The sequence below is a fragment of the Nocardiopsis changdeensis genome, assembly GCF_018316655.1.
Lineage (GTDB): Bacteria > Actinomycetota > Actinomycetes > Streptosporangiales > Streptosporangiaceae > Nocardiopsis > Nocardiopsis changdeensis.
Window position 1 is genome coordinate 4,569,122 of the sequence record NZ_CP074133.1, and the last position, 20,897, is coordinate 4,590,018.

The 20,897-nt window shown below is 73.9% G+C and carries 21 protein-coding genes and 1 CRISPR repeat array; of the genes, 12 read left to right on the forward strand and 9 right to left on the reverse strand.

Annotation, left to right across the window (positions count from 1 at the left end; genetic code table 11):
• Positions 1-16: 16 nt before the first annotated feature.
• From casA to KGD84_RS20900, 8 genes are all read left to right on the forward strand, one after another.
• Positions 17-1,594 (forward strand): type I-E CRISPR-associated protein Cse1/CasA, encoded by a 1,578-nt coding sequence (gene casA / locus KGD84_RS20865; protein WP_255646710.1) that lies wholly within the window; start codon positions 17-19, stop codon positions 1,592-1,594.
• Positions 1,591-2,370: a type I-E CRISPR-associated protein Cse2/CasB gene (casB, locus tag KGD84_RS20870; RefSeq protein ID WP_220562079.1), complete on the forward strand. Its 780-nt coding sequence runs from the start codon at positions 1,591-1,593 to the stop codon at positions 2,368-2,370. The genes casA and casB overlap by 4 nt, the downstream gene beginning before the upstream one ends.
• Positions 2,367-3,500: a type I-E CRISPR-associated protein Cas7/Cse4/CasC gene (gene cas7e, locus KGD84_RS20875; protein ID WP_220562080.1), complete on the forward strand. Its 1,134-nt coding sequence runs from the start codon at positions 2,367-2,369 to the stop codon at positions 3,498-3,500. The genes casB and cas7e overlap by 4 nt, the downstream gene beginning before the upstream one ends.
• A complete protein-coding gene (cas5e, locus tag KGD84_RS20880) occupies positions 3,497-4,255 on the forward strand; it encodes a type I-E CRISPR-associated protein Cas5/CasD (protein ID WP_220562081.1) in 759 nt (252 codons plus the stop codon). Before cas7e ends, cas5e begins: the two co-directional genes overlap by 4 nt.
• Entirely contained in the window at positions 4,252-4,935 is a 684-nt protein-coding gene (locus KGD84_RS20885) for a type I-E CRISPR-associated protein Cas6/Cse3/CasE (RefSeq protein WP_220562082.1), read from the forward strand. The genes cas5e and KGD84_RS20885 overlap by 4 nt, the downstream gene beginning before the upstream one ends.
• Positions 4,936-4,940: 5 nt before the next feature.
• Entirely contained in the window at positions 4,941-5,930 is a 990-nt protein-coding gene (gene cas1e, locus KGD84_RS20890; protein WP_255646711.1) for a type I-E CRISPR-associated endonuclease Cas1e, read from the forward strand.
• Positions 5,930-6,343, forward strand: coding sequence for a type I-E CRISPR-associated endoribonuclease Cas2e (cas2e, locus tag KGD84_RS20895; protein ID WP_220562083.1), 414 nt, complete (start codon positions 5,930-5,932; stop codon positions 6,341-6,343). Before cas1e ends, cas2e begins: the two co-directional genes overlap by 1 nt.
• A 206-nt stretch (positions 6,344-6,549) precedes the next feature.
• Positions 6,550-6,711, forward strand: a complete 162-nt coding sequence (locus KGD84_RS20900) for a hypothetical protein (protein ID WP_220562084.1) — start codon at positions 6,550-6,552, stop codon at positions 6,709-6,711.
• Positions 6,712-6,767: 56 nt separating this feature from the next.
• A CRISPR array of direct repeats spans positions 6,768-7,345; the repeat unit is 29 nt; unit sequence CGGTCCATCCCCGCGTGCGCGGAGCTGAC.
• Positions 7,346-7,704: 359 nt separating this feature from the next.
• Here the strand turns inward: KGD84_RS20900 and KGD84_RS20905 are convergent.
• Positions 7,705-8,775: an alkene reductase gene (locus tag KGD84_RS20905; RefSeq protein WP_220562085.1), complete on the reverse strand. Its 1,071-nt coding sequence runs from the start codon at positions 8,773-8,775 to the stop codon at positions 7,705-7,707.
• 259 nt (positions 8,776-9,034) lie between these two features.
• Between KGD84_RS20905 and KGD84_RS20910 the strand changes: the two genes are divergently transcribed.
• Positions 9,035-10,120, forward strand: a complete 1,086-nt coding sequence (locus KGD84_RS20910) for an S-(hydroxymethyl)mycothiol dehydrogenase (RefSeq protein ID WP_220562086.1) — start codon at positions 9,035-9,037, stop codon at positions 10,118-10,120.
• On the forward strand, positions 10,117-10,749 hold the full coding sequence (locus KGD84_RS20915) for an MBL fold metallo-hydrolase (protein ID WP_220562087.1): 633 nt from the start codon (positions 10,117-10,119) through the stop codon (positions 10,747-10,749). The genes KGD84_RS20910 and KGD84_RS20915 overlap by 4 nt, the downstream gene beginning before the upstream one ends.
• Positions 10,750-10,828: 79 nt before the next feature.
• Here the strand turns inward: KGD84_RS20915 and KGD84_RS20920 are convergent, their stop codons facing one another.
• Positions 10,829-11,620 carry an NRDE family protein gene (locus tag KGD84_RS20920; RefSeq protein ID WP_220562088.1) on the reverse strand — a complete coding sequence of 264 codons (792 nt, stop codon included), beginning with the start codon at positions 11,618-11,620 and terminating at the stop codon, positions 10,829-10,831.
• Between the two features lie 514 nt (positions 11,621-12,134).
• Here KGD84_RS20920 and KGD84_RS20925 point away from each other — a divergent pair.
• A complete protein-coding gene (locus KGD84_RS20925; protein WP_220562089.1) occupies positions 12,135-14,678 on the forward strand; it encodes an HAD-IC family P-type ATPase in 2,544 nt (847 codons plus the stop codon).
• Positions 14,679-14,760: 82 nt separating this feature from the next.
• A complete protein-coding gene (locus KGD84_RS20930) occupies positions 14,761-15,237 on the forward strand; it encodes a nucleoside deaminase (protein ID WP_220562090.1) in 477 nt (158 codons plus the stop codon).
• Position 15,238: 1 nt separating this feature from the next.
• On the opposite strand, the gene KGD84_RS20935 is transcribed toward KGD84_RS20930, so the two are convergent.
• The 7 genes from KGD84_RS20935 to KGD84_RS20965 all read right to left on the reverse strand — a co-directional run bounded on the left by KGD84_RS20935 (position 15,239) and on the right by KGD84_RS20965 (position 20,854).
• The gene (locus KGD84_RS20935) at positions 15,239-15,583 is read right to left on the reverse strand and encodes a helix-turn-helix domain-containing protein (protein WP_255646714.1); all 345 of its coding nucleotides are present in this window, start codon (positions 15,581-15,583) and stop codon (positions 15,239-15,241) included.
• Positions 15,580-15,951 (reverse strand): type II toxin-antitoxin system RelE/ParE family toxin, encoded by a 372-nt coding sequence (locus KGD84_RS20940; RefSeq protein WP_255646715.1) that lies wholly within the window; start codon positions 15,949-15,951, stop codon positions 15,580-15,582. Before KGD84_RS20940 ends, KGD84_RS20935 begins: the two co-directional genes overlap by 4 nt.
• A gap of 58 nt (positions 15,952-16,009) precedes the next feature.
• Entirely contained in the window at positions 16,010-16,549 is a 540-nt protein-coding gene (locus KGD84_RS20945) for a suppressor of fused domain protein (RefSeq protein ID WP_220562091.1), read from the reverse strand.
• A gap of 107 nt (positions 16,550-16,656) precedes the next feature.
• The gene (locus KGD84_RS20950; protein WP_220562092.1) at positions 16,657-16,980 is read right to left on the reverse strand and encodes a nuclear transport factor 2 family protein; all 324 of its coding nucleotides are present in this window, start codon (positions 16,978-16,980) and stop codon (positions 16,657-16,659) included.
• Between the two features lie 66 nt (positions 16,981-17,046).
• Entirely contained in the window at positions 17,047-19,296 is a 2,250-nt protein-coding gene (locus KGD84_RS20955; protein ID WP_220562093.1) for a xanthine dehydrogenase family protein molybdopterin-binding subunit, read from the reverse strand.
• Positions 19,293-20,279, reverse strand: coding sequence for an FAD binding domain-containing protein (locus KGD84_RS20960; RefSeq protein WP_220562094.1), 987 nt, complete (start codon positions 20,277-20,279; stop codon positions 19,293-19,295). Before KGD84_RS20960 ends, KGD84_RS20955 begins: the two co-directional genes overlap by 4 nt.
• A complete protein-coding gene (locus tag KGD84_RS20965; protein ID WP_220562095.1) occupies positions 20,279-20,854 on the reverse strand; it encodes a (2Fe-2S)-binding protein in 576 nt (191 codons plus the stop codon). The genes KGD84_RS20960 and KGD84_RS20965 overlap by 1 nt, the downstream gene beginning before the upstream one ends.
• Positions 20,855-20,897: the final 43 nt, after the last annotated feature.

Consider the following 20,897-nt stretch of genomic DNA (forward strand, 5'->3'; position numbering starts at 1 on the left):
TCCCCACGGAGCGACGGTGACCCCACCCTCATACGACCTGGTGACGCGGCCCTGGCTGCCGGTCAGAACGGCCGACGGCACGCCCGCACCCCAGGTCGGGCTGCGCGAGCTGCTGTACCGCGCACACGAGTTCTCCGACATCGAACTCCCCCTCCCCCCGGCCTCCGCCCAGCTGTGGCGGGTGCTGACCCTGCTGGCCGCCCGCGTCACCGGCCTGGACTGCGGTGACGACGCCGCCGAGTGGTACCGGGCGCGCCGCGGAGTCCTCGAGGCGGGAGGGTTCGACCGGACCCGGGTGGACGCCTACTTCTCCGGCCTCCCGAACCGGTTCGACCTCTTCCACCCCGAGCGGCCCTGGTCGCAGGACCCCCGGCTGCGCGAGCAGTGCTCCAAGACCTCAGGCGTCAACAAGCTCGCCTGGGGCCGCACCGCCGGCCAGAACCAGGTGTGGCTGGGCGGCCATCACCACGACCTGGCCCCGGTCCCCCTGCTCCCCGACGAAGCGGCCTGGCACCTCCTCGCCACCCTGGGGTACGGCCCCTCGGGGCGCTGTACCTCCCGCACGGTCGACGGCCGCTCCGAGGCCAACAGCACGGCCGGGCCCCTGCGCGGAACCGTGTCCTACCACCCCCTGGGCCGGAACCTGTTCCAGAGCCTGGTCCTCAACATCCCCTTCGGTTCCGACAACGAGGACGAACCCGGTGACGTGGAACCCGCCCCCTGGGAGCGGGACGGCCTCCCTGACCCGCTGGGCGCGCCGGAGGAGTCCACCGGCCTGGCCGGCACCCTGCTGAACCAGGCCTCGCACGCGGTCCTGCTGGTGCCCGACCCGGGCGGCGACAAGGTCGTGGACGCCTATGTCACCTGGTCGCGCCGGGACCGGCCGGTCCCGCCCACCGACCCGTACCTGATCCACCAGACCAGCAAGGACGGCCGCCGGTACGCGCGTCCCGCGGACGCGGCGCGTGCGGTCTGGCGCGACCTGGACTCGCTGCTGTCCGAGGACATCCGGGACGAGTTCCGCCCGAGGCTGTTCGACCACCTCACCAAGCAGGCGCGCCTGTCCGAGGACCTCCGCAAAGGCATGCGGCTGCGCGCCTTCGGCTTCGACCAGGACGGGCAGACCCGCGACCGCCAGTGGTTCACCGCCACGACGCCGCCGGTGCTGCGCTGGCTGGAGGACTCCTCCGACACCTCCGAGGAGGCGGTCAGGGCGCGACTGCGCATCCGGCTCGCCCGGCGTTCCGCCGAATCCCTCGGGTACCGCCTGCGCAAGGCCCTCACGGACGCCTGGAAGGAGGGCAACAGCCCCTCGGGCGGCTCCGCGCGCACCGACACCGGAACCGGCCCCTGGCTGCGGCGCGGCCTGTCCCATTACTGGTCCACCGCCGAGAAGGAGTTCTGGCGGATCGCCTTGGACGAGGAGGCCGAAGGCCCCGGTGTCTCCTTCTCCCGCCTGGCTCTGGCCGCCTATGACGAGGTGACCGGCCCCTACTGCTCCCGCCCCCGGGTGGCCGCCGTGGTCGAGCACCACCGCCGGCACCTGTTCCACCGCAACCCCGCCCGCCGCACCGACCGAGGAGAGACCTCTTGAGCACCGAATCCGAGATCCTCCGCGCCGCCGACCGGATGGTGAAGAGCCTCGAAGAGAGGGTGCGCGACGAACCCGCGGTGCGGGCCACCCTGCGCCGGGCCGCGGGCAGGCGGGTGGACGACCCCGCCGTCCTGCCCGTGCACACCTTCGTCGCCCGCTACCTGAACGGGCCGCTCACCCACCTCGAGAGCGACCCCAGCACCCGTCGGCGGACTCCGGAACAGGATGTGGAACGCGCCTTCTACGGGGTGGCGGCGATGATCGCCGCCCAGCCCCGCCGGGCCCGCGACCGGAAGGCCGCGGAGGGAACGGAAGAGGCCGAAAGCACCGGCGGGGACGCCCGCGACACCCTGCCGGAGGAACCCGGCCCCTCTTCCTCCCCGGGCACCGGCAGAGCCCCGGGCACCGGGCAGAAGGGCACCGACCCGTTGCGGCGCGGCTCCAACCTCGGGGCGATGATCGGCAGGGCCGTCACCGAGGGCCGGCTCAACGGGGAGACCACGGAGGGGCGCCTCCACCTGTTGTGCCGCCAGTCCGTCGACGGCGTGCACTCCCAGCTCCCCCGCCTGGTCCTGCACGCCCGCGACAGGGACATCGACATCGACTGGGGCCGCCTGACCCTGGACCTGTCCCGCTGGGGCGGCGACCGCGACGCCGTCGCCAAGGAGTGGGTGCAGTCCTACCACCGCGTCATCGAGACCGAACGGGCACGGCGGGAGAAAACCCCCGCGGACCCGAACACCACCGACGAAACCGACGAGGACACCGCCGCATGAGCACCCCCGAGTTCCTGGACGTCCACGTCCTGCACACGCTCCCCTACTCCAACGTCAACCGCGACGACCTCGGCTCTCCCAAGACCGTCGTCTACGGCGGCACCGAGCGCACCCGCATCTCCAGCCAGAGCTGGAAGCGGGCGGTCCGCCACCAGGTCGAGGAACGCCTCGGCGACCCGGCCGTGCGCACCCGGCGCATCGTCGGGGAGATCGCCCGGCGGCTCACGGCCCTCGGGTGGGAGGCCCCTGTGGCCGAGCAGGGCGCGCGCCAGGTCGTCCTGTCCGCCGCCAAGGGCGGGATCAAGCTGGAGAAGGAGAAGGAGGGCGAACCGCCCGCCACATCCGTCCTCTTCTATCTCCCCGTCTCCGCCATCGACGCCCTGGCCGCCATCGCCCACGAGCACAAGGACGCCGTGGCCAAGGAGTCCGCGAAGAAGACCCCCAAGGGGATCCTGCCCGCCGACGACATCGTGGCCGTACTGCGCTCGCGCAATGCCACCGTCAACCTGTTCGGCCGGATGCTCGCCGAACTGCCCTCCACCGAGGTGGACGGCGCCGTGCAGTTCGCGCACGCCTTCACCACCCACGGCACCAGCGTGGAGGTCGACTTCTTCACCGCCGTCGACGACGTCCCCAAGGAGGACGACCACGGCAGCGGCCACATGAACGTGGGCCAGTTCAGCACCGGCACCTTCTACCGCTACGCCAACATCGACCTGCGCGGGCTGCTGCGCAACCTCGACGGGGACGCCGCCACGGCCCGCGAGCTGGTGTCGGAGTTCCTGCGTGCCTTCTTGGGAACTGTCCCCTCGGGCAAGCAGAACGCGACCGCCGCGATGACCCTGCCCGACCTGGCCCACGTGGCGGTGCGGTCGGACCGCCCGGTGTCGTTCGCCCCCGCCTTCGAGGCCGCGGTGCGCAACACCGAGGGGTTCGGTGCGGCCTCCGTCGGCAGGCTGAGCGAGTACGCCGGGAAGATCAACGAGCTCTGGTGGCCCGAAGCCGTTCTGGCCTCCGTGCATGCCGGGATCGACGACAAGCCCGTGCAGAACCTCGGTGACCGGGTCTCCGGCTACCCGAAGCTGGTCGACACCGCCGTGGCCGCCGCCTACCCCGGGGACGGGTCGTGACCGGTCTGCTGCTGCGCCTGGCCGGGCCGATGCAGAGCTGGGGGGAGCACAGCGCGTTCGGCGATCGCGACACCCTGTCCTTCCCCACCCGGTCCGGGCTGGTGGGCATGTTCGCCGCCGCGCAGGGGGTCGGGCGGGAGGACCCCCTGGAGCGGTACGACGGGCTGCGGCTGACCGTGCGGATCGACGCACGCGGGCTGCACATGACCGACTTCCACACGGTCGGCGGCGGCCTGCCCCGGGAGCGGACGGTGCCCACGGCCGAGGGCAAACGGCGCCCCGAGGGCGCCACCACCATCGTGACGCGGAGGTCGTACCTGGCCGACGCGGTGTTCACGGTGGCCGTCACCGGCCCGGGAGCAGGGGAGATCGGGCGGGCGCTGCTGTCGCCGCACTGGCAGCCCTACCTGGGGCGGCGGTCCTTCGTGCCCGATCCCCTCCTGGTGCTGCGCACCGGGGTCCCGGACCCGGAGCACGAACTGCGCACGTCGGTCCCGTTGCCGCACCGACGTGTCCCCGACGGGGACACGACCGTGGCGGTGGAGATGGTCTCCGAGCAGACCCCGGGCGGAGGCGGAGGCACGGACACCCGGACCGTGCTCAACGACGTCCCCCGTTCCTTCGCCTCGGCCCACCGCCGGTACGCGAGCCGGGAGGTCCGAGTGGAGGAGGCCGACCTGCCCGCGCACCTGGTCGCCACCGACCGCCACGACTACCGGAAGCGCCTGTTCTCCTACGTTGAGGAGCACCGTTGACCTGGCTCACGAAGATCACCCCCGACCTGTCGTCGCGGCGGGCCCGCGCCGCCTTCTCCAACGCCGGGGAACTGCACCGTCTGCTCATCGACCTGGCCTCCGAGCACCTAGGAGAGGAGACCATGCCCTCCCCCCGACAGCACGCCGGGATCCTGTTCCGGGTGGACGAGGCGCGCACCGGTCCGGTGCTGCTCGCCCAGAGCCATGGCCGGCTCGCCGTGGACCGGCTCGGCGACGGGTTCGGGCAGGCCGCCGAACGCGACCTCGCGCCCTTCCTCGCCGGGTTGGAGAAGGGCCGGGAGGTGCGGTACCGGTTGGCCGCCACCCCCTGCAAGCGGCTCGGCAAGTCGGAGAAGAACGCCGAACGCCTCGGGGAGCGCGCCCGGCCGGGCGTGAACGCCTACACACGGCCGCTGTACGGGGCCGATGCCGAGCAGTGGTGGCGCGAGCGCGCGGAGCGGTGCGGCCTGGAGCTGCGCGAGGTGCGGAGCACCGGCATGGGCCCGGCCCTGGACCCGGGTCGGAGCGGGAGGCGCAAGGTGCGCCTGCACATGACGAGGTTCGACGGGTACGCGGTCGTCACCGATCCCGAGGCGGTGCGCGGGGCCGTGGTCGAGGGCGTGGGGCGCGGCAAGTCGTTCGGCTGCGGAATGCTCAGCCTCGCGTCGGCGGAGTGGTGAGGCCGGTGACCGCGACGAACGAGGCGCAGGCGCGCAAGGCGCTGGCCCGGCCGACCCTGGCGATGCTGCCGAAGGTCTCGGACAACCTGTCGTTCCTGTACGCCGACATCTGCCGCATCGTGCAGACCGACACCGGGGTGTGCGCCGAGGTCGCGGCGGGGGCCGGGACGGTGCACCGGGTCCCGATCCCGACGGCCTCCCTGGCCTGCCTGCTGCTGGGCCCCGGAACCTCGATCACGTCACCGGCGCTGGCCACCTTCATGCGGCACGGGACGACGGTGGTCTCCTGCGGGTCGGGCGCCATCCTGCACTACGGGAGCCTGGTGCCCGAGAGCCGGACGACCCTGTGGCTGGACCGTCAGGCGCACGCGTACACCGACAAGGCGGCACGGCTCACGGTGGCCAGGCGGATGTACGAAATGCGGTTCGGGGAGGAGGTGGAGGAAGGGATCGGCATCGAGAGGCTGCGGGCCCTGGAGGGGCAGCGGATGAAGGCCCTCTACCGGAGCCTGGCCACCAAGCACCGGGTGAAGCCGTTCAAGCGCAACTACGATCCGGCGGTGTGGGACGAGCAGAGCCCGGTCAACAAGGCGCTGTCGGCGGGGAACGCGGCGCTGTACGGGGTGGTGCACTCGGTGATCGCGCACCTGGGGTGCTCGCCCGCCATGGGGTTCGTGCACGCCGGCAAGCAGCAGTCGTTCGTGTACGACATCGCGGACCTGTACAAGGCGAAGACGACGATCCCCCTGGCCTTCTCCCTGCACGATGCGGAGAACCCGGAGGCCCGGGCGCGGACCCTGCTGCGGACGGAGTTGAAGCTGTACCGGATGATCCCGCGCATGGTGCGGGACATCCAGGTGCTGCTCGACCCGGAACTGGAGGACGAGGAGGACGACGACGGTCCGGTGCCGACGCGGTGGCGGGTGGTCGACCTATGGGACCCCGTCCTGGGCGCGGTCTCCGGCGGGGTGAACTACGCGGGGGAGGCGAACTGATGGGGTCGATGGTGGTGATCTCCACGACCGCGGTACCGGACCGGGTGCGCGGTGCGCTGTCCCGGTGGATGATCGAGCCGGATACGGGGCTGTACGTGGGCACGATGAACGCCCGCGTACGCGAGAGGCTGTGGGCCGCGGTGAGCGAGTCCGTGGGGGATGGCGCCGCCGTGTGCCTGCACACGGTCGACAACGAGCAGGGGTACGTCGTCCTGACGGCGGGTGAGCGGCGTCGGCGGGTGGTGGACTTCGACGGCCTGCAACTGGTGAGGTTCACCGCGCCGGTCGAGGAGGAGGATCCCGCCTGGCTCGCCGAGGCCCCGGAGGGGCTGGGGGGTGCGGAGGAGCCGGAGGGTCCAGAGGTGTCGGAGGGCCCCGGAACGCCGGGGGTTCCGGAAGAGGACGGCGGCTAGCGCGCCCTGCCGGTGCGGGGCTCGTGAGGGGCGCTTTCGTCGTTCCTGGGATGCTGTCTTCACCCGCCCGGCTGGAGTCGCGACCCCGGCGGCGCTCAGCCACGATCGGCTCCACGTGAGAAGCGGTGGAGCGGACCCCGGATGGAGAGGACATCCGGGCCCGCCCCTCCCGGAATCGTGCACCGTACCCCCGAGGAAAGAGAAGCATGAGCACCAAAGTCGCCGTCTGGTTCACATGGGCGGCGCTCGCCGTCGCTGGAATCGCCCTGCTGCTCGGCGCCGCCTGGTGGGCGTGGTGCATCTGGGCTGCTCTGGTCGTAGGGGCCGCCGTCCTGCACACGCTGGCGTACCGGGCCGGCCTGATGTAGCCCGGGGGCAACGGCGCCCTGTCCTCCCTAGGGGGCGGGGCGCCGTCGACCCCTTCCGGTCCATCCCCGCGTGCGCGGAGCTGACAAGCAGTACCTGTCCCCTCCCGGGGCCGTCCGCGGTCCATCCCCGCGTGCGCGGAGCTGACGCGTTGAGCGCCCACTGGGCGGTCGTCCACAGCGGTCCATCCCCGCGTGCGCGGAGCTGACTCCCACTCCGGCAGGAAGTCCTTCGGCTTCGCCGGTCCATCCCCGCGTGCGCGGAGCTGACCAGGCGGCCGATGTAGTCCTCGCTGACGTCCGCGGTCCATCCCCGCGTGCGCGGAGCTGACACCGAGGCCGGGATCGCCAACCACAGGGCGATCGGTCCATCCCCGCGTGCGCGGAGCTGACTCGGGCTGTGGCTCATGGCCGCACCTGCGAGCCGGTCCATCCCCGCGTGCGCGGAGCTGACCTAGATGCTATTGACATGCTGTCATAGCAGCACGGTCCATCCCCGCGTGCGCGGAGCTGACTCCGCGCTGCCCCCGGGCGACCCACGTCTCCACGGTCCATCCCCGCGTGCGCGGAGCTGACAGCCCGCAAAGAAGCCCAGGCCACGGCCTGGGCGGTCCATCCCCGCGTGCGCGGAGCTGACAGTTAACGACCTGGGGAAACGCGGAGCGTTATCTCCGCGTTATGAAAGATCTGGCACGTACCACTCTCTGCCCTGAACACTGTCGCACGCGGACCCCACCAGCTCAAAGCGAGGATGTACAACTGGCTGGAACACGACTCGTCCAAGAGCAGGTAGGCGAGGCAGCCACTATCACCACCGGCCCATCCCCACCTGCGCGAGGCGGCCCCCAGGCACAGGTGCGCGTATCGGGTGCGGCCCGGTTCATCCCCGCGTGTGCGGGGCGGACCTCAGCTTCACCGCCGAGCAGCGCGGAGACGCCGGTCCATCCCCGCGGGGCGGGGCTGGCTGGGGATGACCTGGGGCGACGCGGGACACGGCTACGCCCCCAGGGTCGGGTAGTCGAGGTAGCCGTGGTCGTCGCCGCCGTAGAAGGTGGCGCGGTCGGGCCGGTTGTACGGTCCCCCGGCGGCGAGGCGGGCCGGGAGGTCCGGGTTGGCCAGGAAGGCCGAGGCGAAGGAGACCAGGTCGGCCCCCGCGTCCGCCAGGGCGTCGGCGCCCGCCTCGTGCGGCGGGAGCGGGTCCTCGTCGCGGTGGGGGTTGAGGACCAGGGTGTGCGGCCACGCCGCGCGCAGCGCGCGGGTCAGGTCGCGGCGGCCCGGGGCCTCGACCACGTGCAGGTAGGCCAGCGGGATCTCGCGCAGCTCCTCCAGCAGGGCCGTGTACAGGGCGAGGGGGTCGCCCTCCTCGATCCCCTGGGAGGTGCTCGCCGGGGACACGCGCAGCGCCGCCCGGCCGGGTCCGAGGGCGTCGGCCAGGGCGCGCACGAGTTCGACGGCGAACCTGATGCGCCCGCGCACCGACCCGCCCCACTCGTCCGTGCGCAGGTTGGCGCTGGTCGAGAGGAACTGCTGGGTCAGGTAGCCGTTCGCGCCGTGCACCTCGACGCCGTCGAAGCCCGCCGCGAGGGCGTTGCGGGCCGCGTCGACGTGCTCCCGGATCACCCCGCGGATCTCCCCGGCGGTGAGCTCGCGCGGCACCACGGGGTCCTTGCGGCCGGTGGGGGTGTAGATCTGTCCCGGCGCCGCCACGGCGGACGGGCCGACCGGCCGCAGGCCGCGGACGTCCGGGTGGCCGACCCGGCCGGCGTGCATGAGCTGCGCGAAGAACAGGGCGCCGTCGGCCCGGGCCGCCTTGACGACCGGCTTCCAGCTCTCGGCCTGCTCGGCGGTGTGCAGGCCGGGCGTGTCCGGGTAGCCCTGGCCGGTGAGGCTGGGCTGGACACCCTCGGTGACGATCAGGCCCGCCGTCGACCGCTGGCCGTAGTACCGGGCCATGGAGTCGGTCGCGTGGCCCTCGGGGGTGGCCCGGCTGCGGGTCATGGGCGCCATGGCGATCCGGTTCGTCGTCCGGGCCGACCCGATGGTCGACGCCTCGAAGAGTGTCGGCATGTTCTCTCTGTCTCCTGGGGGGCTGTACGTCTCGGCCGGGGCCGTTCCCGTCGGCCGGCCCGGGCTCCCCGGTCCGGCCGTTCGGAGGGTACGGGGAGCGTCCGGACGCGTCACCGCCGGGGTGGCGGTCCGGCCCTCCCCGGCCCGGGCGGGTGGCGTCCGGGCGGTGGGGTGGTGGACACGGGCGGGCCGGTGGACGAGGGTGGCGGTACCGCGAGCGCGCTCGCGGACGCTCACCGTTCGGAAGGGGACGATCTCCGTGTCGCAACGAGTCCGGGGCGTGGTGGCCCGCGCCGTGGGGCAGCCCGTCGAGCTGACGACCATCGTGGTACCCGATCCGGGTCCCGGGGAGGCCGTGGTCGCCGTCCGCACCTGCGGGGTCTGCCATACCGACCTGCACTACCGGGAGGGCGGCATCAACGACGACTTCCCGTTCCTGCTCGGGCACGAGGCCGCCGGGGTGGTGGAGGCGGTCGGCGAGGGCGTGACCGACCTGCGGGCCGGGGACTTCGTGGTCCTCAACTGGCGGGCGGTGTGCGGCCGGTGCCGCGCCTGTCTGCGCGGCCGCCCCCAGTACTGCTTCGACACCCACAACGCGGAGCAGAAGATGACCCTGGAGGACGGCACCGAACTGTCCCCCGCCCTGGGCATCGGGGCGTTCGCCGACAAGACCCTGGTGGCGGCCGGGCAGTGCACCAAGGTGGACCCGCAGGCCTCCCCCGCGGCGGTGGGGCTGCTGGGCTGCGGCGTCATGGCCGGGATCGGCGCGGCCGTCAACACCGGGGGCGTCACCCGCGGCGACTCGGTGGCGGTGATCGGCTGCGGCGGTGTGGGCAACGCGGCGATCGCCGGGGCGAGCCTGGTCGGGGCGCACCGGATCATCGCCGTGGACGTGGAGGAGCGCAAGCTGCGGTGGGCGCGGGGCTTCGGCGCGCACCACACGGTGAACGCCGCCGAGACCGATCCGGTGCAGGCGATCCGCGACCTCACCGGCGGGTTCGGAGCGGACGTGGTGATCGACGCCGTGGGCACGCCGCGGACCTACGAGCAGGCGTTCTACGCCCGCGACCTGGCCGGGACGGTGGTGCTGGTGGGGGTGCCCACCCCCGACATGCGGCTGGACCTGCCGCTGCTGGACGTGTTCGGCCGGGGCGGCGCCCTGAAGTCGTCGTGGTACGGCGACTGCCTGCCCTCGCGGGACTTCCCGGTGCTGGTGGACCTGTACCTGCAGGGGAGACTGGACCTGGACGGGTTCGTGAGCGAGCGGATCGCGCTGGACGAGGTGGAGGAGGCGTTCGCCCGGATGGAACGCGGTGAGGTGCTGAGGTCGGTGGTGGTGCTGTGAGCGGCGCGCGGGTGGAGCACCTGGTCACCTCCGGGGTGTTCGCCCTGGACGGCGGCGAGTGGCAGGTGGACAACAACGTCTGGCTGGTCGGAGACGACTCCGAGGTGCTGGTGGTGGACGCCCCGCACGACGCCGACGCGATCGCGGCGGCGGTGGGCGGGCGCCGGGTGGTGGCGATCGTGTGCACGCACGCCCACAACGACCACGTGGACGCGGCGCCCGCGCTGGCGGACGCGGTGGGGGCGCCGGTGCTGCTGCACCCGGACGACCGGGTGCTGTGGGACATGGCCCATCCGGACCGGGAGCCCGACGGGGCGCTGGCCGACGGGCGGGAGATCACGGTGGCGGGGACCGTGCTGCGGGTGCTGCACACCCCGGGGCACACGCCGGGCGCGGTGTGCCTGTACGCGCCCGGGCTGGGCACGGTGTTCAGCGGGGACACGCTGTTCCGGGGCGGTCCGGGGGCCACCGGGCGGTCGTTCTCGGACTTCCCGACGATCATCGAATCGATCCGGGACCGGCTGCTGGGGCTGCCGCCGCACACGGTGGTGCGCACCGGGCACGGCGACCCCACGACGATCGGCGAGGAGGCCCCGCACCTGAAGGAGTGGATCGAGCGCGGGCACTGACCACCGGGCGCGGGCGCCGACAGGCCGTGGGCGCCCGCGGCCGCCCGCCGTCCGGGGCGGGGCCGGGTCCGGCCCCGCCTCAGCCTGACGCGGTGTCCACCATGGCCCAGGCGCCCGGGTCGGCCGGGTCGGAGGTGAAGGCGTAGCGGACCGTGTCCCGGTCCATCGCCAGCAGGGTCACCGACCCGGTCGCCCACACCTTCCCGCCGCCCAGGTCGGCGTGGGCGATGAGGCCGCCGGGGTCTCCGCTGTCGTCCAGGCCCGCCGAACGCGGCGCGGCCTTGGCCGCCTCGGTGATCAGCCGCGGCCACTCCCCCCAGACCTCCTCGGGCGTGCGGGCCGCCGCCAGGCGCGGGTCCGGGCGGGTGCGCGCGAACTCGGGCGTGTGCCGGGCCGCCCGCGGGTCGGCCGGGTCCAGGCCGGTGTTGACGATGACGCTCACCCCGGCCGGGATCCGCCGGGTGTCCAGGCAGCGCCCGTCCCAGCTGTACAGGTCGGCGTGGTGGGCGTCCGCGTCCAGCAGGTGGAACGGCGCGTACAGGGTCGGGTCCTCGCCCTGGAGCGGGTCGCGGACGGGGTGGGTCAGGGCGCGCAGCGGCAGTTCGCCGCGGCTGGCCGGGTAGGTGCCCTCCCAGGGCATCTTCCCGTCCCAGGGCCACCCGTTGAGCAGCGCGGCGGTGCGGGGCCGGCCCGGGTCCACCGCCAGCCAGGTGCCGCCGGCCAGGCGGTCGCGTCCGCCGACGAACCCCGGCCGCTCCGGCCAGTGGCGCCCGGGCCCGTCCCAGGGGCGGTCGCGCATCTCGTCCCGGATGGCGGCGATGACCAGGGGTGTGTCGGCGTCGGGGTCGAAACCGACGATGACGGTGCACATGTGGACCTCTACCTACCCGTCTCTCCGGGTCCCCGCGGTGGGACCTCGAAGGCTGGGAACACGGTACCCGGACTCACCCGGGCCGTACACCGCGGCTCCCGGACCGGACCCGTACCCCGCTCCCCGGGCGCCCACACCCGGCCGCCCGCACCCGGACGTCCGCCCGGGCATCCGCGCTCCCCGGCAGCCGCACGCCGCACCCCGGCATCCCGCGCCCCACCCCCGGCGCCCGGTGTCCCCGCCCCCTGGCGCTCTCCCCGGCCTCTCCGCCGTCCGCGCCGCGGACCCGCCCGTCCCACCGGCCCCGCCCGCCTCCCGCGCGCCCCGCGGGCGTTCCCCGCGCACCGGTGTCCGGGCACCCGCCCCGGGCGTGGTGCCGCCCCCACCCGCGTCCGGGAGCGGGCACGACTGCGTCCGATGTCACCGATCTTCTAGTCTTGTGTCCCTCCCCTACTCCCGAGGTCCCTCCTCGGGGCGTCCCGGGACCGCCGACCGGCCCGGGCGCGCACCGTCCATGTCATCCGCAGGAGCACGTGTGCCCGACAACCACGACCGCCCCGGCGGCGCGGAGGCCGCCCCGGAGCGGCCGTCCCCGCTCCCGACCGGCCCCTCCCGGCCGCCGGAGGAACCCGGACTGTCCCTGTCCCAGGTCTCCGAGCGGGTCGCCGCGGGCCGGACCAACGACGTCCCCGTCCGGGCCAGCCGCACCGTCGCCCAGATCATCCGCGGCAACGTGTTCACCCGCATCAACGCGATGATCGCGGTGCTGTTCGCGATCATCGCCGTGATCGGCCCCGTACAGGACGGGCTGTTCGCGATGGTCATCCTCATCAACACGCTGATCGGCATCGTCCAGGAGCTGCGCGCCAAGCGGACCCTGGACAAGCTCGCCATCGTCAACGCGGCCCGCCCCCGGGTGGTGCGCGAGGGCGCGGTGGTGCGGGTGTCCGCCCAGGAGATCGTCCTGGACGAGGTCCTGGAGGTGGGCGTCGGCGACCAGATCGTGGTCGACGGCGCCGTCACCTGGTCGGGCGGCCTGGAGGTCGACGAGTCGCTGCTGACCGGCGAGGCCGACCCCGTGGTCAAGAAACCGGGCGACACGGTGATGTCGGGCAGCTTCGTGGTGGCGGGCACCGGCCGGTTCCGCGCCACCAAGGTGGGCCGGCACGCGTACGCGGCGCGGCTGGCCGAGGAGGCGAGCCGGTTCTCCCTGGTGCACTCGGAGCTGCGTTCGGGCATCAACCGGATCCTCACCTGGATCACCTACGCCCTGTTCCCCATCGGCGGCCTGTTGATCTACAGCCAGCTGTTCATGGGCGGCCACGTCACCCTGGACGAGGGCGCCGCGGGCGGGCAGATCTCCGGCCCGCTGGCCGACGCGCTGCGCGGCATGGTGGCGGCCCTGGTGTCGATGATCCCCGAGGGGCTGATCCTGCTCACCAGCATCGCGTTCGCGGTGGGGGTGATCCGGCTGGGCCGCTACCAGTGCCTGGTGCAGGAGCTGCCCGCGATCGAGGGCCTGGCCCGGGTCGACGTGGTGTGCACCGACAAGACCGGGACGCTGACCGAGGTCGGCATGAAGATGGCGGAGATCCGCGACCTGGGCGGCGGCACGGCGGGCGGGCCCACGCCCACCGAGGTGCTGGCGGCGCTGGCCGCCCACGACCACGACCCCAACGCGAGCATGGCGGCGATCGCCCAGGGGGTGCGGGCCGGCGGGCACCGGGCCCCGGACTGGGAGCCCACGGCGCAGGCGGCGTTCTCGTCGGCGCGCAAGTGGAGCGGCATGGGGTTCCGCACCCCCGAGGGCGACGTGAACTGGGTGCTGGGCGCGGCGGACGTGCTCGCCCCGGGGCACGCGGCCTCCTCCGAGGCGGCCCGGCTGGGCGCCCAGGGGCTGCGGGTGCTGCTGCTGGGCCGCACCCCGCTGCGGGTGGACCACCCGGCGGCGCCCGGCGAGGTGGAGCCGGTGGCGCTGGTGGTGCTGGACCAGAAGGTGCGCGCGGACGCCGGGCCCACCCTGGACTACTTCGCCGAGCAGGGGGTGGACGTCAAGATCGTGTCCGGCGACCACGCCGCCTCGGTGGGCGCCGTGGGCCGGGAGCTGGGGCTGCCCGGCGCGGACCGGCCGGTGGACGCCCGGGAGCTGCCCGAGGACCCGGCGGAGCTGGGGCTGCGGGTGGACGACCACTCGGCGTTCGGCCGGGTCACCCCCGAGCGCAAGCGCGACATGGTCAAGGGGCTGCGCGACCGGGGGCACACGGTCGCGATGACCGGTGACGGGGTCAACGACGTGCTGGCGCTGAAGGAGGCCGACATCGGCGTGGCGATGGGCTCGGGCAGCCCGGCGTCGCGGTCGGTGGCGCAGCTGGTGCTGCTGGACGACCGGTTCGCGGTGCTGCCGCGGGTGGTGGCCGAGGGGCGCCGGGTGATCGGCAACATCGAGCGGGTGGCGAGCCTGTTCCTCACCAAGACCGTGTACACGATGGTGATGGCGACGATCGTGGGGCTGCTGGCGGTGTCGTACCCGTTCTTCCCGCGGCACGCGACGCTGATCAACGCGGTGACGTTCGGCATCCCGTCGTTCTTCCTGGCGCTGGCGCCCAACACCGACATCGCCCGGCCGGGGTTCGTGGCGCGGACGCTGCGGCTGGCGGTGCCCTCGGGCATGGTGGCGGGGCTGGCGGCGGTGACCACCTACCTGCTGGTGCTGGGCGGGCGGACGGTGCCCGACCCGGCGGACCGGACGGCGGTGGTGATCACGCTGTGCACGACGACGCTGTGGGTGCTGCTGCTGGTGGCCAAGCCGTACGTGTGGTGGAAGGTCGCGCTGGTGGGGTCCATGGTGGGGCTGCTGACCCTGGCGATGGCGACCCCGCTGGGCCGGTGGTTCTTCGACCTGGACGTGAGCCAGCCCGGCAAGCTGCTGACCGGCCTGGCGGTGGCGGGCGTGGCGATCGCGGTGATCACGGTGATCCGGGTGGTGGACGACCGGGCGATGGCCCGCTCCGAGGCCCGGGCCGCCGAGGAGGCCGAACGCGAGCCGACCCCGGTCTGACGGACGCGGACGGCCGTGTCGCCCCGGCGGGCGGCACGGCCGTCGCCGTGTGTACGGTCGGGGGGAACAGGAGGAGGAACCCATGGACGAGACCGACCTGCGGCACCTGCGCCGGGCGGTGGAGCTGGCCGGGGAGGCCCTGGACGCCGGAGACGAGCCGTTCGGCTCGGTGCTGGTGGCGGCCGACGGGACGGTGCTGTTCGAGGGCCACAACGAGGTCTCCGGCGGCGACGGCACCCGCCACCCGGAGCTGGCCATCGCGCAGTGGGCGGCGTCCCGGATGCCGGTGGAGGAGCGGGCATCGGCGACGGTGTACACCTCGGGCGAGCACTGCCCCATGTGCGCGGCGGCGCACGCCTGGGCGGGGCTGGGCCGGATCGTGTACGCGAGCTCCTCGGAGCAGCTGACCGCGTGGCGGGAGTCCTGGGGGCTGCCGCCCGGCCCGGTGCGGCCGCTGCCGGTCACCGAGGTCGCCCCGGACGTGCCCGTGGAGGGTCCGGTCCCCGAGCTGGCCGAGGCCGTCCGCGCCCTCCACGCCCGCTTCGCGGACCGCTCCTGAGTCAGGCCGCGGAGGAGCCCCTGCCCCCGGGATGCGGGGTGAAGCGGAAGCTGGAGGCGTCGCCGTCCAGGTCGATCGTCAGCGACGCCTCCAGCGCCTTGGCCAGACGGGTGAGCAGGGGGATGGTCGGGGTGGAGTCCCCGCCTTCGATATTGGAGATCTGCGGCTGTGTCATGCCCGCCCGCCGCGCCACCTCGGCCTGCGACAGGCCGAGTTCCGTGCGCCGGTCGTACACGGCCTGGCCCAGGGCGAAGGCGTGCCCCGCCTCCACGTAGGCCTGGGATTCCTCGACCCGCTCACCGAGCAGTGCCCGCTCGCGGCGGGTCCTCCACGCGGAGTGGTTCACTCTTCCCCCCTGATCCGTCGGTAGTCGTGCTCGGCCGGCCCGTGCAGCGCCTCGCACTCCTTCTGGGCCTGGTGTGCCCGTTCGAGCTCCGCCCGCTCACGCCACCGTGTCTTGCGGAACACCGTCAACAGCACGATCCGGCGGTCGGGAGCGAGCCAGTAGGTGATGCGCACCGCGCTGCCGCCCAGGACGAAGCGCAGTTCGCGCAGCTTCCCGCCGAGGTGGCGGGAATAGGGCTCGCCCAAGGTCGTCGGGTGGGTCGCCAGCATGTCGGCCGCCCGTTCCGCCTTGTCATAGTGCGGCTCCGAGAGCAGTTCCAGCCACTGTCGGACCTCCGGCTCGATTTCGATCTTCCACAGCTCGTCCACGGAGGGACCATACAAAGATCTATATGATCATGTCCTGGAAACCGCGAAAGGACAAGGGTCAGACGACGGGTGGGCGGTCGACGGCGAGGATGTCGACGCCCTCGGCCTCCAGGAGCTCCTCGAAGGCCTCCGGGCCCTCGGCGAGGACCAGCTCGGCCTCGGCGGCGTGGACGGGCAGCAGCCACAGGTACCGGACGCCGCCGGGGGCCTGCTCCAGCAGCGGCCCGTAGGGGTAGGGCGGGCTGACCAGCAGGTGCTCCATGCGGGAGCCGTCCGTCCAGGGGCGGCCGAGGTGCAGGACCGAGCCGGCGTCGACCCGGTACTCCTCGAACGAGTTGAAGTGGGCGACCGCGGCGAGCGTCTCGGCGTGGTCGTCGGTCCCGGAGGGGGCCATGAGCACGAACTCCAGGCCGCCCAGGGCGGAGGCGCCGACCGTGGCGTAGTTCCACCCGCTCCCCTGGGCCACGCGGTAGGCGGCGAAGTCCGGGAGCCGCTCCAGGACCGGCCCGTCCTCCCGGGCGACCGGCTCCAGTTCCCGCCCCGGCCAGAACCCGCGCAGGTGCTCCTCCAGCTCCGCCGTCCCCGCCCCTGCGCCCACCGCTGCTCCCGCCGTCGTGCTCCACCGGATCGGTGCCGTTCTACCGTGCCCGCCGCCCGGTTGTCACACCGGCCGTCCCGCACGGCGGCGCGGGACGGCCGGTGCGCTCACCCCTCGCGGATGGTCATGCGGGTGATGGTGTCGCCTTCGACGGCGAAGGTGAACTCGCTCGGCCCGTTGGCGTGGTTGGACCGCCAGTCCCCCACGACCCGGACCCCGTCCGGGGTGTCCTCGACCGATTCCACGGCCAGGACCCCCTTGGAGCCGATGAACTCCTTGGCGCTCCAGGCCGCGATCTCCTCCCGGCCCAGGAACTCGCGCCCCCAGTCGTCCACCACGGCGTCGTCGGCGAAGGCGTCCAGGGCGGCCTCGTCGTGGGCGTTCACCCGGTCGAAGAACGTCGCCACCGGCTCGGGGATCTGCGTGCTCACATCGTCTCCTTCGTGTTCGGGCCCGGATGCGGCTCCGGGCACGGCCTCGTTCCCCCGCGACCGCGTTCAGGCCGGGGCCATGACCGCCTCGACCGTGATGGGCAGGTCGCGGAACCTGCGCCCGGTGGCGTGGAAGACCGCGTTGGCGATGGCCGCGGCCATCCCCACCTGGCCGATCTCCCCGACCCCCTTGACGCCGAGCGGGTTGACCGCGCGGTCCTCGACCTCGATCATCTCCACGCGCACGTCCGGGGCGTCGGCGTTGACGGGGACCAGGTAGCCGTCCAGGCCCGTGTTGAGCCAGCGTCCCCGGTTGGGTTCCATGTGGGTGGCCTCCAGCAGCGCCTGGCCCAGCCCCCAGAGCATGCCGCCCATCAGCTGGCTGCGGGCGGTCCTGTAGTTGAGGACCCGGCCCGGGGCGAACACCCCGAGCATCCGGCGCACCCGGACCAGCCCCAGGTCGGGGTCGACGGCGACCTCGGCGAACTGGGCGCCGAAGGTGGCCGTCCCGTACTCCGCCTGTTCCGGCGGCGTCCATTCGCCCAGGGCCTCGGCGTCGAAGGTCATGTGGCGGCCGAGCATCTCCCCGTAGGTCTCCCCCGCCCCGGTGTCGGGCCGGACCATGCGGCCGCCGGACACCCGGACGGCGGCCGGGTCGGCGCCGTGCAGGGGCGAGCCGGGGTCGGCGACGGCCTGGGCGACGAGCCGCTCGCGCAGGGCGGTGGCGGCGGTGTGGGCGGCGGCGCTGATCGCCCCGGCCCCCGAGGAGCCGACGGCGGCGACGGTGGTGGGCAGATCGGTGTCGCCGTAGTGGGCGGTCACGGCCTCGGCCTCCACGCCCAGGGCGTCGGCGGCGACCTGCCGCAGCACGGTGCCGGCGCCGGTGCCGAAGTCGGAGCAGCCGGTCTCGATGACGGCGCGCCCGTCGGCGTACACGCGGGCGCGGGCCCGCTGCGGGTTGAAGACCCCGTAGACCGGGTAGATGGCGCCGGCCATGCCGGTGCCCAGCACCCAGTGGCCGTCGCGGGCGGCGCCGGTGACCGGCGCCGGGTCGCGGTCGGCCCAGCCGAAGAGCTCGGCGCCCAGCGTGTAGCACTCCCGCAGCCCCTTGCTGGACCAGGGCCTCCCGCTCTCGGGGTCGAGGTCGGCGTGGTTGCGCAGCCGCAGCTCGATGGGGTCCATGCCCAGTTCGTGGGCGAGCTCGTCCATCGCGGTCTCGATGACGAACGCGCCGGTGGCCTCGCCGGGCGCCCGCATGAACGTCGGCGTCATGGTGGCGGCCTGGAACAGGTGGTGCGCGCCCTCGAAGGCGGGGCACGCGTACATGCGGTTCACCGCCCCCATGGACGGTTCGGCCCAGTCGTCGAAGGGTGAGGTGGGCGACGTCTTGGAGTACCGGATGGCGGTGAGCCGCCCGTCGCGGGTCGCCCCCAGGGTGATCGCCTGCTCCTGCTCCTCGCGGTGCCCGGTGTTGGTGAACGTCTGGGCGCGGTTCAGCGCCAGGGTGACCGGCGCCCGCACGTGCCGGGCGGCCATCGCCGCCAGGGTGGGATGCGCCCAGATCATCGCCTTGGAGCCGAAGCTGCCGCCGACGAACCCACTGATCACCCGCACGTCCGAGGGCGGGATGCCGAGCAGCTGCGCGACGGTGAGCCGGGTGGCGGTGGGCCCCTGGGTGGAGTCGTACAGCGTGAGCCCGGAGCCCTCCCACACGGCGGTGGTCGCGGACGGCTCGATCGGGTTGTGGTGGTTGGCCGCGAAGTGGTGGGTGTTCTCGATCCGCACGTCGGCGCGGGCCAGGCCCGCCTCGACGTCGCCGCGCTCGATCCGGCCGGGGGCGAACCCGCCGAAGATCCGTTCGGGCTCGTAGGTGTCCCCGCGCCCCTGGGCGAGGGTGGCGACCCAGGGCTCCTCCTCGTAGGAGACGTCGACCAGCCCGGCGGCGTACTCGGCGCGCTCCAGGGTGTCGGCGACCACGAGGGCGACGGGCTGGCCCGCGTAGTGGACCCGCTCGTCCTGCATCGGGAAGAAGCTCTGCCCGTGCGCGGTGGTGCCCGCCAGCGACGGGATGAGGTGCGGGGCCTCGGCCACCCGGGGCAGGTCCAGGTGGCTCAGGACCGCGGCGACCCCTTCGGCCGCCAGGGCGGCGGACGCGTCGATCGCGGTGATCCGGCCCCGGGGGACCCGCGCGCCCACCAGGACCGCGCGCAGGGTGCCGGGCGGCCCGTGCTCGGCGGAGTAGCGGGCGGCGCCGGTGACCTTGGCGCGGGCGTCGACCCGGTCCATGCCCCGGCCGATCTGCGGTGGAATGGTCATGCCGCCCCTCCTGCGATACGGGACGCGACGGTGGTCAGCGCCCGGACCATGGTCCTCTCGGCCAGTGCGATCTTGAAGCCGTTCATGGAGCGCGGGACCGCGTCGGCCATCTCGGCCGCGGCGGCGCGGGCGAACGCCTCGGCGGTGGCCGGGGCGCCGATCAGGATGTCCTCGGCGCGGCGGGCCCGCCAGGGCTTGGTGGCGACCCCGCCCAGGCCGATGCGGGCCTCGGCGACGGCGTCGCCGTCCATGCGCAGGGCCGCGGCGCAGGAGGTGAGCGCGAACTCGTAGGACTCCCGGTCGCGCACCTTGAGGTAGTGGGAGGTGCGGGCCATCGGCAGGTCGGGCAGGTCGATGCCGGTGATGAGCTCGCCGTGTCCGACAGGGTGCTCGCGGTCCGGGGTGTCCCCGGGGAGCAGGAAGAAGTCGTCGAACGCGACGGAGCGCTCCCCGGCCGGCCCGCGCAGCCGCACCACCGCGTCCAGGGCGGTGAGGGCCACGGCCGCGTCGGAGGGGTGGGTGGCGATGCAGTGATCGCTGGTCCCCAGCACGGCGTGGTCGCGGTTGACGCCCGGGATCGCGGCGCAGCCGCTGCCGGGCGCGCGCTTGTTGCAGGCGCGGTCGCCGTCGCGGAAGTAGGCACAGCGGACCCGCTGCATGAGGTTGCCGCCCATGGTGGCCATGTTGCGCAGTTGGGGCGAGGCGCCCTTCTCCAGGGCCTCCGCCACCATGGGGTAGCGCTCGCGGACCGCCGGATGGGCGGCCACGTCGCTCATCCGGGCCAGCCCGCCGCCGGGCGGCTCCTCGACGGCGGCGATGGGCAGGTCGTTGATGTCGACGACGCGGCGCGGCCGGGCCACCCCGATGCGGAGCATGTCGACCTGGGTGGTGCCGCCGGCCAGGTACTCGCTGCCGGGGTCCCGGGCGACCTCGGCGATGGCGGCGTCGACGTCGGTGGCGCGGGTGTAGGCGAAGGGTCGCATCACCGGTCCCCTTCCGCTCCGGCACCGTCGCGGACGCTGCGCACGGCCCGCCGGATGTCGGGGTAGGCGGCGCAGCGGCAGAGGTTGCCGCTCATCCACTCGGCGATCTCGGCGTCGTCGCCGGCGTGGCCCTCCTCCAGCAGGGCGACCGCGGACATCAGCTGCCCGGGGGTGCAGTACCCGCACTGGAGGGCGTCCTCCTCGACGAAGGCGCGCTGCACGGGGTGCAGTTCGTCGCCGTCGGCCAGGCCCTCGGCCGTGGTGATCTCCCGGCCCGCGCAGGCCACGGCCAGGGTCAGGCAGGAGAGCACGCGGCGGCCGTCGACGTGGACGGTGCAGGCGCCGCAGGCCCCCTGGTCGCAGCCCTTCTTGGGGCTGGTCACGCCCAGGCGCTCGCGCAGGGCGTCCAGCAGGCTGACCCGGGGTTCGACGGCGACCCTGCGCCGGGTGCCGTTGACGGTGAGCAGGACGTCGACCGGCCCGGGGCCCAGGTCGCCGCGTTCCTCGGCGCGGGCGGCCTGGCGGGGGACGGCGGGGACGGCGGTGCCCGTGCGGCCGGGCTCGCGGGGCGTCATGACGCCCTCCCGGCGGCGGATCGGGCGGATCGGACGGCGGACA

What these genes read in the sequence shown, in the direction of transcription:
- KGD84_RS20920 (WP_220562088.1), bottom strand. Translation starts at nt 11,620, where the DNA reads ATGTGCACCGTCATCGTCGGTTTCGACCCCGACGCCGACACACCCCTG.
- cas7e (WP_220562080.1), top strand. Translation starts at nt 2,367, where the DNA reads ATGAGCACCCCCGAGTTCCTGGACGTCCACGTCCTGCACACGCTCCCC.
- KGD84_RS20955 (WP_220562093.1), bottom strand. Translation starts at nt 19,296, where the DNA reads ATGACCATTCCACCGCAGATCGGCCGGGGCATGGACCGGGTCGACGCC.
- KGD84_RS20900 (WP_220562084.1), top strand. Translation starts at nt 6,550, where the DNA reads ATGAGCACCAAAGTCGCCGTCTGGTTCACATGGGCGGCGCTCGCCGTC.
- KGD84_RS20925 (WP_220562089.1), top strand. Translation starts at nt 12,135, where the DNA reads ATGTCATCCGCAGGAGCACGTGTGCCCGACAACCACGACCGCCCCGGC.
- cas2e (WP_220562083.1), top strand. Translation starts at nt 5,930, where the DNA reads ATGGGGTCGATGGTGGTGATCTCCACGACCGCGGTACCGGACCGGGTG.
- KGD84_RS20930 (WP_220562090.1), top strand. Translation starts at nt 14,761, where the DNA reads ATGGACGAGACCGACCTGCGGCACCTGCGCCGGGCGGTGGAGCTGGCC.
- KGD84_RS20960 (WP_220562094.1), bottom strand. Translation starts at nt 20,279, where the DNA reads ATGCGACCCTTCGCCTACACCCGCGCCACCGACGTCGACGCCGCCATC.
- KGD84_RS20965 (WP_220562095.1), bottom strand. Translation starts at nt 20,854, where the DNA reads ATGACGCCCCGCGAGCCCGGCCGCACGGGCACCGCCGTCCCCGCCGTC.
- KGD84_RS20905 (WP_220562085.1), bottom strand. Translation starts at nt 8,775, where the DNA reads ATGCCGACACTCTTCGAGGCGTCGACCATCGGGTCGGCCCGGACGACG.